12 protein-coding genes are annotated in these 12,689 nt (G+C 41.6%); 2 read left to right on the top strand and 10 right to left on the bottom strand.

The window, feature by feature from the left end:
• Positions 1 to 31: 31 nt before the first annotated feature.
• From JI665_RS12995 to pepF, 8 genes are all read right to left on the bottom strand, one after another.
• On the bottom strand, positions 32 to 967 hold the full coding sequence (locus JI665_RS12995; protein WP_206839871.1) for a phosphotransferase: 936 nt from the start codon (positions 965 to 967) through the stop codon (positions 32 to 34).
• Between the two features lie 114 nt (positions 968 to 1,081).
• Complete coding sequence (locus JI665_RS12990) at positions 1,082 to 1,675, bottom strand: polysaccharide deacetylase family protein (RefSeq protein ID WP_206839869.1); 594 nt, start codon at positions 1,673 to 1,675, stop codon at positions 1,082 to 1,084.
• Positions 1,676 to 1,731: 56 nt separating this feature from the next.
• A complete protein-coding gene (gene phnC, locus JI665_RS12985) occupies positions 1,732 to 2,505 on the bottom strand; it encodes a phosphonate ABC transporter ATP-binding protein (protein ID WP_206839867.1) in 774 nt (257 codons plus the stop codon).
• A 12-nt stretch (positions 2,506 to 2,517) separates the two neighbouring features.
• The gene (gene phnE, locus JI665_RS12980) at positions 2,518 to 3,273 is read right to left on the bottom strand and encodes a phosphonate ABC transporter, permease protein PhnE (protein WP_206839866.1); all 756 of its coding nucleotides are present in this window, start codon (positions 3,271 to 3,273) and stop codon (positions 2,518 to 2,520) included.
• A gap of 11 nt (positions 3,274 to 3,284) precedes the next feature.
• Entirely contained in the window at positions 3,285 to 4,187 is a 903-nt protein-coding gene (gene phnD, locus JI665_RS12975) for a phosphate/phosphite/phosphonate ABC transporter substrate-binding protein (RefSeq protein ID WP_206839865.1), read from the bottom strand.
• Positions 4,188 to 4,251: 64 nt separating this feature from the next.
• Entirely contained in the window at positions 4,252 to 5,301 is a 1,050-nt protein-coding gene (selD, locus tag JI665_RS12970) for a selenide, water dikinase SelD (RefSeq protein WP_206839864.1), read from the bottom strand.
• Positions 5,302 to 5,317: 16 nt separating this feature from the next.
• Positions 5,318 to 6,334, bottom strand: coding sequence for a glycosyltransferase (locus JI665_RS12965; RefSeq protein WP_206839863.1), 1,017 nt, complete (start codon positions 6,332 to 6,334; stop codon positions 5,318 to 5,320).
• Positions 6,335 to 6,503: 169 nt separating this feature from the next.
• Entirely contained in the window at positions 6,504 to 8,291 is a 1,788-nt protein-coding gene (gene pepF, locus JI665_RS12960; RefSeq protein ID WP_206839862.1) for an oligoendopeptidase F, read from the bottom strand.
• Positions 8,292 to 8,423: 132 nt separating this feature from the next.
• Here pepF and JI665_RS12955 point away from each other — a divergent pair, with 132 nt between their 5' ends.
• On the top strand, positions 8,424 to 9,233 hold the full coding sequence (locus JI665_RS12955; protein ID WP_206839861.1) for a hypothetical protein: 810 nt from the start codon (positions 8,424 to 8,426) through the stop codon (positions 9,231 to 9,233).
• A 29-nt stretch (positions 9,234 to 9,262) separates the two neighbouring features.
• On the opposite strand, the gene JI665_RS12950 is transcribed toward JI665_RS12955, so the two are convergent.
• Complete coding sequence (locus JI665_RS12950; RefSeq protein ID WP_206839859.1) at positions 9,263 to 10,294, bottom strand: DUF438 domain-containing protein; 1,032 nt, start codon at positions 10,292 to 10,294, stop codon at positions 9,263 to 9,265.
• A gap of 205 nt (positions 10,295 to 10,499) precedes the next feature.
• Here JI665_RS12950 and JI665_RS12945 point away from each other — a divergent pair, with 205 nt between their 5' ends.
• Positions 10,500 to 11,663, top strand: a complete 1,164-nt coding sequence (locus JI665_RS12945; protein ID WP_206839857.1) for a glycosyl hydrolase family 18 protein — start codon at positions 10,500 to 10,502, stop codon at positions 11,661 to 11,663.
• Positions 11,664 to 11,711: 48 nt separating this feature from the next.
• Here the strand turns inward: JI665_RS12945 and JI665_RS12940 are convergent, their stop codons facing one another.
• Positions 11,712 to 12,623: a CBASS cGAMP-activated phospholipase gene (locus tag JI665_RS12940; protein ID WP_206839855.1), complete on the bottom strand. Its 912-nt coding sequence runs from the start codon at positions 12,621 to 12,623 to the stop codon at positions 11,712 to 11,714.
• Positions 12,624 to 12,689 lie beyond the last annotated feature (66 nt).

Raw genomic sequence — 12,689 nt, 5'->3', positions numbered from 1 at the left:
TTGTGTCAATCAACATGACCTGACTTTCGTTCTAAATGATTTCTTCAGCACATTCAACAAGATTGCGTACTGTCTCTTTTAATTGCCTCAACAGCTGTTCTGGAGTCCATTTCGCTCCCTGATTGTCCAGATCATATTGTATTAACATCATCATCCAAACCGAAAAGACAGCTGAAAACAAATAATATTCCTGTTTGAATTTTTCCCTGTCAGGCGCAGATATTTGGGATTCTTCACAATAACAATCCAGAATCATATTTCGCAAAGTATGGTTATTAGGCTTAGGGAAATCCGGATGTGAAATATCGATTAAATGATACAAATCCCAAAAAGGTGTGTTCAAATGGCAATGTTCCCAGTCCAGAACCACTGTCTTATCGCCCGCATACCCAAAATTCCCCTGGTGCAAATCCCCATGGCAAAGAACCTTCACAGCAGAAAAGGGTTTACTGGTAAATGCGCTGAAAATGATATTTCCTAAACGCTCTGAAACATTATGTAACCTAAAAATAGTAAAAACTTTCTCTTTGTTCTGCAGAATATGGTTTGCCATTTCCTCAATAGGCGGTTTAGGACCTTTAAGCTGTTTAATGGAGAACCGCTCAGCGGGCAAAGAGTGCCATTTGGCCATTAATGCAGCCAGTTCCAGTGCAATATTTGAATCAAATGTATGTGTGATGGTGCCAAGGTCCTCTAAAATAATCCAATTATTGTTTAATTTGTTTTGAACGGAGTACGACAGGATTTTTGGATACTTTAACGGGAGTTCTGCCAGAACATTTTCGAAAATCCACACTTCTTTTCCCAGCTGGGTATTGTTTGTCAGAGGTTTGAAAATATAGCTTTTTGAAGCATCAATAAAAAAGCGCTCGACAAACCGGCCGTTCGCTCCCTGATATATATTCTCTCTTCTTAAAATCCAACGGTCATTCAGAGTCCCGTTGGCAGTCACAATATTAGTAAACAAGCTAGGCGCTCCCCCTTAATAGGCATCCTATCTCCACAATATATCAATCTGTTTTAAAAAATAATACTGCTTTTTTCACAGCACAAAAAAAAGTATCCTGCACAAGGATACTTTTTAGAGCAAACTGAATTCATAACCTTTATTTCGAATCTCAGCAATTAAATCAGGAAGAGCTTCAACAGTCTGGGCTAATTCATGCAAAAGAATGATCGCTCCGTCTTCCAGGTTCTCTATGACATTTGCGATAATTTGTTCAGGCTGTTCTTTGAGCTCCCAGTCCATTGACGAGATTCTCCACATGATGGTTGAGAGCCCAAGCTGTTTGGCTGCAGCTATCGTGTGTTCATTGTACTGCCCAAATGGGGGCCGGAAAAGTTTTACATCCTGGCCGATGATGGACTCAATCTTAGCTTTGCTGCTGCGGAGATCCTGGACTTGTTCATGTGGAGTCAATTTAACAAAGTTGGAATGCTTTGAAGAGTGAGTACCAATCTGATGACCTTCGTCAATGACTCTTCTCCACGGGCGCTGAGGGTATAAAAGCCTGGATTGCCAGAAGAATACAGCTGCAACATTCTCTTTCTTCAAGATATCCAATATTTCAGGAAGAACTCTTGCTGGTCCATCATCAAAGGTCAACACCACTGTTTTCTTCGATGTAAGGCCCTCATTAAATAATTTGATTTCAGGGTCATTCGAAACGTACACGACGTTCGAGCTATCCACTACTCACGGACAATTGGCCATTTACTTTGCCTCCTTTTTTAAGTTGAACGGATAAATGACTTTTCGCTATAACTTTCAGCATCATATGTAAATACATACATATCGTCTGTAAACTGCTCTGGTTTATCATCAAAAACGACTTCCCCATCTTTTAAAGCGATAATGCGGGTTGCATATCGTTTAGCTAACTGAACATCATGAACATTTATAATGGTTTGAAGCTTATGCCGCTCATGCATCTCCTGAAGCAGGCTGAATATCCGGTCTGAAGTTCCCGGATCCAGGCTCGCAACAGGCTCGTCGCCTAGAAGGAACCTTGGCTTTTGAAGGAGAGCCCTTGCAATGCCGACTCTCTGTTTCTGCCCTCCGCTAAGATGCTCGACCCTGCGGTCGGTGAAATCGGATAAGCCCACCTCTGCAATAACTTTTTTAGCCTGAGCCTTTTCTTCATCTGTGAACCATCCGAGGAGATTTTTGAAGCTGCTCCTATAGCCGAACATCCCTGTCAGAACATTTTGCTGGACAGTCAATCGGGGAATTAAATTAAAATGCTGAAAGATCATTCCCATTTCCCTGCGGATTTTTCGAAGCTGTTCATCACTCAGTGCAGAAAAGGATAGGCCATCCCAGATGACTTCTCCAGATGATGGTGTCTGCAAACCATTTAAACAGCGGATCAAAGTGGATTTACCAGCACCGCTTTTACCTAACACACAAACAAAATCCCCAGGATGGATCGTCAGGTTTATGGAATTCAGGGCATTATGCTTCATGCCGGGATAGCGGACTGTTATATTTCGAATCTCAAGCATTTCAGGCCTCCTTTATATCACTCGGTTCCTAACATAGCTTCCGAAAAGATCCACTAGAATTACGATGATCATTATAACCAGTACATCGAGTGAAACTGAACTGTATTGGAAGGTTTTAAAATCATTAAAAAGTCTCTGGCCAATTCCTCCACCGCCAATAAACCCCAATATGAGAGAAGTTCGAATGGCAACCTCAAACCGGTAGAAATAATTCGACAATACATTTGGCCATATTTGTGGCAAAATGCTGAACAGGGAAGCAAACCAGCTTTTGGCACCAACTGCTTTCATGGCTTCCTGCGGGCCGGGATCGGATGCTTCAATGAGTTCTGAGATCAGTTTTCCCAGAACTCCAATGTTATGAAACATAATGGCCAGGACAGCAGGAAAAGGACCAAGTCCAAGAGCCGTCAGTAGAATCAGACCGAATACAATTTCAGGAATAGAGCGGACAAAGCTGAGGCCGACTCTGGTTAGATGGTAAATAAGTTTAGAGCCGGACGTGTTTTTAGCCGCCATAAAGCTTAAGGGAAGTCCAATAATAAGCCCGAAGAAGCTTCCCAGAAAAGCCATGGCCAATGTTTCCAGACTATCTTCAAGTATCTTTGGAAGAAGAGAGAAATCCATCGGAAACCAATGGGACAGAAAGTCAATCATATTGCGGAAGTCTTTGAATTTCGATAAATCGAATTCCGTTAGCTTCATGCTTAGATAAACAAATAAAGCCAACACCAAATATGTTAAAATGCTGCGTTTTTTAAACCACAATCTTATCAGCCCTATTCTTTAATGAGTCCCTCTTTTAGGGCAGCCTGGCGGATGCTTTCATAATCTTCATTGCTTGCCTCTGTAAATCCGCTTGCCCCGAAAGCATCCAGAATTTCCGGATCTTCAATCTCGAGAAATGCTTCTTTCAATGCTTTAATCGTTTCTTCATCGGTATTTTCATGTACAGCCCAAGGGTACTGAAAAAGCTTTTCTGATTTCCAGATCGTTTTAATCTGATCAGCTTCCACTTTTCCTGAATCCACTAATTGATTGTAAATAGCGCTGTCGATCGCACCTGCATCAACCTGCTTATTTTGGACTGCCAGTGCAGTAGCATCATGCGAGCCGGTAAATCTGACGGACTTAAAGCTGTGGTCATCCTCTGATTTGTAAACTTCGCGGTCCTTCAGTTCAATGGATGGGATAAGTGATCCTGAAGTTGAATTGATATCGCCGAAGGCAAAGTCAGCTTCACTGCTGTTTTTCAGTAAATCTTCAAGTGAATTCCATGGATTGTCTTTATGGGTGATGATATATGAATAATAGAATGGCTCTCCATCAATCAGCTGCGTAATGATGGCTTTTGCGCCACTCTTCTCATGTGCAACAACATATGTTAACGGGCCGAAATAAGCCATATCAATTTTATCGTAGTTCATGGCTTCTACAACCCCGTTATAATCCGGGTAAACTTCGACAGCTACATCCCTATCGAGTTTTTTAGATAAAGTGGACTGCAGTTTATCCATTGCAGCTTCCATGGACCCCTCTGTTTGAACTGGGATAACGCCAATGGTAAAGGTTTCTTTCGATTGTTCTTTTTCGTTTCCGCCTGTGTTATCTGCTTCATTACCGCTGCATGCTGACAAAAGCAGCAGTGAAAAGATAGTCAAGAGCATTAAGAATTTTTTCATGTTTGCACTTCCTTGATTTTGTTTTGTAGTAAAGGTAAAAAAGGACTCTTTTCGAGTCCTTTTTTCAGATAACCGTAATCTTTCCAGGATTCTGATCTGTGACAGTCCCAATGATGGAAGCCCATTCTACTCCTTTTTCCTTAAGGTCTTTCAGGAGCAATTCAGCTTCTGTTTCAGGAACGGTTATTAAAAGTCCCCCTGAAGTAATGGCATCACAAAGGATCACTTGATCAACATCATCAATATTTTCGTATTGAATCCGGCCGGACAGCCATTTATGATTCTTTTTGGAGCCGCCAGGAATAATATTCTGTTCAGCAAGCTCTCTTGTTTTTGGAAGGACAGGTACCCCATTGCTTTCAATGGTAATGCCTGTACCGCTTCCTTCCGCAATCTCCATGGCGTGGCCCAGAAGGCCAAAACCAGTAATGTCTGTGCAGGCATTGACCTGGTAGTTATCCATAGCTTCAGCAGCGTCTTTATTTAAGGCAGCCATAATTTGCATTACACGCTCGATGCCTTCCTGATCCAGCATATCCCTTTTAATCGCTTGAGTAAGGATGCCGACGCCGATCGGCTTGGTTAAAATAAGTTTGTCACCAGGTTTGGCTCCTGCATTTGTTCTTACTCGTTCAGGATGTACTGTACCAGTCACAGATAAGCCGAATTTTGGCTCCTGGTCGTCAATGGAGTGCCCTCCAACTAAAACAGCACCGGATTCTCTAACTTTATCGGATGCGCCAGCCAGAATGTCTGCAAGGATGCTTTTATCCAATTTGCTGATAGGAAAGCCTACAATATTCATAACAGTTATCGGCTTTCCGCCCATAGCGTAGATATCGCTAAGTGAATTGGCTGCGGCAATCTGCCCGAACATATATGGGTCATCCACGATAGGAGTAAAGAAATCAAGTGTCTGCACCAGGGCAGTTTCATCATTTATTTTATATACGCCTGCATCATCTGATGTATCCAGTCCTACTAATAGGTTGGGGTCAGGTACAGACTTTGGCAAATGACGCAGAACCTGCGCCAGGTCTTCAGGACCAATTTTGCATCCTCAGCCGCCTTTTGTAGATAAAGAAGTTAGTTTAACGATTTCTTCTCTCGACATATTTCTCTCTCCTTGCCTATTCATTATTTACTGGGGACTTTTCTAAAATTGTTTTGTAAATTTTTTGAAGTGTTTTCGCTTCATATTCTGAAGAATGGCAGCACTCAACATAGAACTTGGCAGCCCGCCCCAATTTTATCCTCAACTCGTAATTATTCACTAGTTTGTCTGCATAATCAAGAAATTCGACCGGATTAGTATAGATTAAACCTGTTTCCAGATGGTCAATGATATTTCGGTTGCCCAGGTTATTGGCTGCAAGTACTGGAAGGCAATATTCCATTGCTTCTAAAATAGCAGCAGGCTGGCCTTCAGAATGGGATGTATTCAATACGGCATCAGCTTGCCTGTATAGCTCCCCCATATGATGGTGGGGGATTTGCCCGAGATATTGAATCCACTCTTTATTCTCTTCTGCGAGGGCCTTTACAATATCCCCCTCTTCTACTTCAATAATAGGGCCCGCCAGCCAAAGTCGTACTTTGGGATTTTTTTCGTAAATCATTTTCAGCTTTTCAATGGCAAAAGGAATATTTTTCACCTTGCGGATCCCTGCAGGCAGCAAAAATAAAAAAGTGCCAGGCTCTTTCTTATAATCGCCTCCAGGTTCAGGAAATATTACAGTGCCCTGATGGATAACGCTGATTTTATCTCTTGCTTCGGGAATTTCTCTTGACAGTACAAGCTTGGCTTCTTCATCAAATACATGTATAGCCTCGGCATGGATTATCGTTTCGATAACATCGTTTTTTTTCGCCGGATCATAAAGATCGATATTCAAATCAGTGCCTGTCATGGTTACAACATATCTTTCAGGCCTTTTACCAAGCCCTTTGATAAATTCGCCAAACTTGTAAGCGTTAAAGCCATGCACAATATCAGCTTTTGGCAGGCAAGTGAATTCGTGATCGTCTGTGATATTAATGATTTTAGTCTCGATGCCCAGCTTATTAAGTCCATCAGAAATACGCTGAACGGTAACTGTATTTCCTCTTGCCTGGTGAAAATTCGGGCTTGCCAGTAGTACTTTCATCCTTTCATCCTTCACAATTATATTTGCACTAGCTTCTTATTAATTAAAGTTTGCATCAATTATTGCAGGAATATTTCATCCTGTCCATTAATTGTATTTCAGCAGGCTGTTCTTTTATCTATGACAGTAGAAAAGCCTGTTTCTAAGTTAAGAAACAGGCCGGATTCTTCTATTGGTTTCCGAATTCTTCTACAAGTTCTCTGAATTTCCGAAGTGAGTTTTCAATTGGGTATGGGGTAGTCAGATCCACTCCGGTTTTCTTAAGCAGCTCAAGAGGATAATCGGAACTTCCGCTTTTTAAGAATTCAAGATAGCTTTGCAGCGTTTCTTTGTCCCCCTCAAGGATTTTTGCTCCCAAATGAATGGCAGACGCAAATCCTGTAGCGTACTTATAAACATAAAATGGACGGTAAAAATGAGGAATCCTTGCCCACCCGAATTTCACCTCTTCATCAAAGACTATTTCATCCCCATTATATTCACGGAATAACCGTTCATAGATTCCGCTGAAAACTTCAGCGTTAAGCGGCTCTCCCTTTTCCGCTAATTCGTGCGTTTTCATTTCAAACTCAGCAAACATGACTTGCGTGAAGAAGGTTCCTTTAAACTGATCAATAAAATGATTAAGGAGGTGCCTGCGGACTTGTTTATCCTTTTCCCTGTTCAGCAAATAATGAATCAGCAGCACTTCGTTCACTGTTGATGCCACTTCCGCTACAAAGATGCTGTAACGGGCGGTAATCTGCGGCTGGTGCTGTGAGCTGAGCTTACTGTGGACACCATGTCCGCATTCGTGTGCAAGTGTGAAAAGGCTGTCCAGATCATCACGGTGATTCAGGAGGATATAGGGATGAACGCCATAGATGCCCAGGTTATACGCCCCTGAGCGCTTCCCTGGAGTTTCCCGCACATCAATATAGCGCTCAGATTTAAACTCCTTGAGAATGTTAATATAATCCTCTCCAAGAGGCTCCAGTGCTTTACACATTGTGTCATAAGCTTCTTCATAGGTTATTTCGGGTTTGACTCCCTTTACTAAAGGAACACTTAAATCATATTGCCTTAGCTCGTCAAGTCCTAACTGTTTCTTGCGGATTGCAGTATACCGATGCATTGCCCCAATATTCTTTTTAGTCGTCTCAATAAGATTTACATATACTTCCTTTGGCACCTTATCTCCAAATAAGCCTTTTTCAAGGGCTGAAGGATAATTCCGGATTTTGGCCGTTGTCACATTGTTTTTAATTGCGGCAGAAAGAGTGGAAGCAATGGAATTCTTTAGCTGCACATAAGGCTGGTAATACGCCCTGTATGCTTCTTTCCTCTTTTCCCGGTCTTCCTCTTCCATAATTTTCGCATACATGCCGCGTGTCAGTTCAACCTTTTCGCCATCATCATTTGTTACATCGCCAAACTTTATATCTGCATTATTCATCATTCCAAATGTATGACTGGGAACTGAAAGTGCTTCGCCAAGGCGGGACAGAATTTCTTCCTTGTCTTTATTAAGGACATGCGCTTTATAGCGGAAGGATTCGAGCAGGTCTTCCTCAAAGTATTTCAAGCCTTTTTCCTCAGTAATATAGTTTTTCAGTGTTTTTTCATCAAGGCTTAAAAGAAAAGGCATAAAAAAAGAAGTGGATGAACTGATTTTTACGCTTAATTGCTTTGCCCTGTCCACCAATGCCTGTGAGTCTGACACCCGTGTGTCTTCATCTGTTTTCAGCATCACATATGCATATAGCTTATTAAATATGTAAGAAAGTTTTTCTTTTTGTTCAAGATATTGATACAGAGAGCAGCCGTCATGAATCTGCCCATCATAGGTCTTCAGCTTATCAGCTAGTTGTTCAATCCTCTGGTAATCTTCCTCCCATTTTTCCATGCTTGAATAAATGTCTTCCAGATTCCATTTTTCATTAAGCGGAACGTCATTTCTGTTTTTGAATGTCTTCATCTTATAGACTCCTTTGCAGCAAAACTGTCGTTCATTTATTAACTATATTCAAAAGTTATCGGAAAAACCCTTCCTCATTTTTGATTTTATCACGAACGGCCATTAAAATAATCTTGAAAGGATGTGGACGGATTGGCAATAACTCTCCCTCATATTGAAGACTCAAACAATACGGCCTATTTTCCGCCAGTGGGGAATTTTGAAACTTTTCAGGACGATGCCCATTATGAAGAAAAAGTCAGGGAATGGGGCTTATCAACTACAAGGGAAGTGAAGAAGGAATTCTGGTATAAAGAAAAATCACAGCAGCGGCTTGTAACCGTGAAAGGTTATCAGGCATACGGTGAGTCTGGTGATTATTATACAATCATAATCGAATTTCAGGACGGAAATCTGAGCTGCATACACCCGGCTTATCTTAAAGAGATGCAGTCTCCAAGCTTTGGAAAGGCACTGGCTGCTGAATTTGCGGACAACTCCTCTGCTCCTTCTGAAAAGGATGCTCCTAAAAAAGACAGTGAGAAATCCGAAGACGTTTCTAAGAATTCGTCTGAAAACAGCAATAAGACTAAGCCTTCAGCAAAAAAAGCCAAAAAGGAAAAACAGCCTGCTTTGGAATTGCCTGCAGAAAAGGTCCACTTTACTGCTAAAGTAAAACAAATTGCCTTGAGCTGGAACCATTTCAATGAAGATAATGATGAAGTCATCGTCTTAGAAGATGTTGTCATTCAAGAGAATGAACCGATTGAAGTGGGGCTAGGCTGGTGCTCCCACTCAAAAACTCTGAAGAAATACGAACTCCAGCCAGGGGAAAGCCTTGAATTTGACGGGAAAATTGTCAAGAAGAAGCTGCCTAAAGGCAAAGACTGTGAAGAGGAATTCATAGTAGAAGAAACAGTGACATATAAGATTAATAATCCTTCAAAAATCAAAAAAAGCTAAGAGCCTGGACGCTCTTAGCTTTTATATAATTATGAAAGAATCCTTTTTTCTCCCTCGATTTCCTGGATTGGGCTGATATTTTGTGTGAATTCAAGGGTTCCTGCATAGCTTCCGTTTTCATCCCTTACGGCAAAATAACGAATATAAACATATTTATCTCTGAATTTTATCCAGAAATCTTCAGAGTCTTTTCGGCCAGCCTTGAAATCCTTCAGCAATTCTTCCACAGCATGCATACTGCGGGGGGGATGGCAATTCTGCACGGTTCGCCCAATCACTGCTTTGGTTCTGGCGAAGATTCTTTCCTTTCCATGAGAGAAATAGCGGACTACGTCTTCATGATCAATAAATGTGATATCAACAGGCAAGTGATTGAATAATAGTTCCAGCTGTTTTAGTGTTAAAATGCCAGTTTCCATTTTGATATAGCCTTCTGATATTCCATTCACTTCAATCCCTCTTCGTTCAGGCTTCCACTCACCTTCAGGGCCGGTCAGACAGAAGCCAATCGCGTCACTCTCATGGGCAATCTTAACCCATTCATCTTCTGTAAGATTCTTTAAAGCCATGGGGAAAAGGATGTTTTCCTCCCTGTAAATCATGGCGCTTATTTCATTGAACATGAACCGCACGGCATTGATGACCTTTTGCCTGTCCCCATCGTAATCGCTGAGCAGGTTCCTGGCATCCTTGATTCCATCCCTGATAAAGTCATCGATGCTCCACATATTATTTGTTGGACCATAGATTCCGTACTTCTCCAGGTATGGGAAAAGCAGATTTTCCTTGCGGCTGTAATGCTTATCAAGATCAAGCAGCAGGATGCAGTCTTCTAATAGTTTATATGCATTTTCCCCGTTATCCTCCTGGATGAACGCCTCGAGATGGACTTTTACTTTTTCCCTCAGATGCTTATCAATAGCCCTATTCTCCCGGATAAATGTATGTATGGGGTGTCCAGGCTGTTCTTCCGGCTTCAAATGAGCAGTTTCACCTTCACTGTGCCGAACAGGACTGCTGTGATGGCCATGTTGTTCACGGTTATTAATCAGTTCACTCACTGTACATTTCCTCCTTTATCAATCTTTTACTAGGCTGTTTTTATTGCTTATAAGGAATGTACCATGGGGGAAAAGCTTGGGATGTGATGAGAATCATATTTATGTATTATTTTATGAATGGAATGCAAGCAATAAATTACCACCCCCTCCTTGTTCTCTTTTTTGATACACTTTTATAGGATTGAATGATGGAGGGTTACTATTTGTGAAGAGAATACACCGAGTGCTGATATTGATTGTTCTTATATTTTCCAGCGGTTTTGCTGCAGGCATTTACTATACAAACAACACGGATCAGATCCAGCCTTTAAAACAGCCTGTGCCGGTTTCTCAATCCAGCAAACTTCCGGTCAAAAAAGGAATTCCGGAGTTTTCTGAGATTCCCGAAAAAGTGCTGATGGGTTATGTCCAGGATTACCGTGATCCAAAATCGATCGATTATTCAAATCTGTCTCATATCCTATTTTCTTTCGCTCATCCCAAAAAGGATGGAAGCATTTCTTTAAATGGTGATTCAGCCCTGAAAAACCTGAGAAGTGTAGTGAAAAATGCACACCGTCAAGATGTAAAGGCCATACTTGCCGTTGGGGGATGGTTTCATATCAATGGCGGGGAATCTTATGATTATTTTAAACAAGCCATAGCTGATGACTCTTCGAGAGATAGGCTGGTAAAAGAATTGGCGAAGCTGGCTCAAAACGAAAACCTTGATGGCATTGACATTGATTTTGAGCATCCGCGTTCCAAAGAGGATGCAAAATACCTGGCTGTCTTTATCACTAAGCTTAGCGAAGTGCTTCATGCAAACGGCAAAGTGCTGTCTGTTGCGGTCCATGCCAAAATTCATAGTGTAACTGGTACAGAGACGGGCTATGTCGTATATGAGCCTGATATGTTCATGAAGGTTGATTATGTAAATATTATGGCTTATGATGGCCAGTGGGATGGCGGATACAACGCTGCTAATCTTTCTCCGTACTCCTTTACAGAGAGTATTGCAAACTATTGGGGACAACTATTTGATTCAGAGGGTATTCCAAAAGATAAGCTGGTTCTGGGGGTTCCGCTTTATGCTCAGCCAGCAGATCCTGCCATTAAGCCTGTATCATATAAGGCAGTCATAAACGATAATCCCGAAAACGCAGCAAAGGATAGGATCAGCCTAAATGGCACCAACTACTACTATAATGGTGCCAATACGATGAAAAAGAAAACAGCACTGGCTCTCAATCACGGATTCGGAGGAATGATGATCTGGGAAGTTGGCCATGACGCCAAAGGGCCATACAGCCTTATGGGTACGATTGCTGAAGCTCTCCAAAATACAGAAGAACACGTGAAGTATTATTCCTTGAAAAATACAAAATAAGAAAAAAGAGCATGGGCAATACCCTTGCTCTTTTTTACGGATTTCAAATCACGATAGTAAAAACTTTTTTATTTCCTTCCGTCGGTCCTGATAGACCTTCTCTCCAAGCATGACCAATTCCTCCACAAACTTTATGTCATCAAATGGCATTTCTTCTCCCAGTTCTTCATTTATGCGCAAGTAATTTTCTCCGAGCAGATGCTTGCAATGGTACGTAACAGATTCGGAAGATAAATGAAGGGCCAGGTCCAAAAGCTTCGGCGTAACTTTCATGGACGGGAGCTGGAAAGGCAGCCAATGCTTTACACCCCAGTATTTATTATTGTCAATTGTAAAGTCAATTTTTTGAAGACCGGTTCCAAGGGAAATGATTTTAATATTTTGCAGTTCCTCCTTGAAGTGGTGCATAGCCTCCGTAATACAGACGAGTGATGGATTATTCGCCCAAAGTCCTCCGTCTATCGATAAATAACTGTTGCTGATGTTATTCGGAGGGAAATATACAGGTGCTGAACAGGAGGAAAGGACTGCATCCCAAAGCTTCATTGATAGACTTTCATTTCCAGTACTGCCGTAATTGGAACGGTGGATAAATGGCTTGCCATGAGTCACATCGACAGCAGGAATTAAAAGGGGCTTTTTAATATCGGAAAGCTCCGTTTCGCCAAAAGCTTTTCGGATAAAACGCCGCAGGTACTTATCACTGTATACACTTTTAAAGAGTCCAACCTTTGCCTGTTTTACAAAAATTTTCTTCCCGAATGACTCGTATCCTTTCAAGACTCCGCTCATATCTTTCTTCAGGATCAGTGAAGAGGCAATGATCGATCCGGTGCTTGTGCCAGCAATCATATCAAAATAGTCGCCTGCTTTCAGTTTCAGTTCCTCTTCGAGAGCTTTTAAAATGCTGACAGCAAAGACACCGCGTATTCCACCGCCATCGATGCATAATATTTTCATTGGATCACCTGCTGTTTCATTCCTTTTGTGAGATTTGCGCATTAATTTTGAAGAAAATTACGTTTT

Source organism: Bacillus sp. NTK034 (assembly GCF_017303275.1).
Taxonomy (GTDB): Bacteria; Bacillota; Bacilli; order Bacillales; family Cytobacillaceae; genus Cytobacillus.
This window is presented reverse-complemented; position numbering and strand designations above follow the sequence as displayed.

Coding starts and splice junctions, on each gene's coding strand:
- phnC (WP_206839867.1), bottom strand. CDS start 2,505: ATGCTTGAGATTCGAAATATAACAGTCCGCTATCCCGGCATGAAGCAT.
- phnD (WP_206839865.1), bottom strand. CDS start 4,187: ATGAAAAAATTCTTAATGCTCTTGACTATCTTTTCACTGCTGCTTTTG.
- JI665_RS12965 (WP_206839863.1), bottom strand. CDS start 6,334: ATGAAAGTACTACTGGCAAGCCCGAATTTTCACCAGGCAAGAGGAAAT.
- pepF (WP_206839862.1), bottom strand. CDS start 8,291: ATGAAGACATTCAAAAACAGAAATGACGTTCCGCTTAATGAAAAATGG.
- JI665_RS12940 (WP_206839855.1), bottom strand. CDS start 12,623: ATGAAAATATTATGCATCGATGGCGGTGGAATACGCGGTGTCTTTGCT.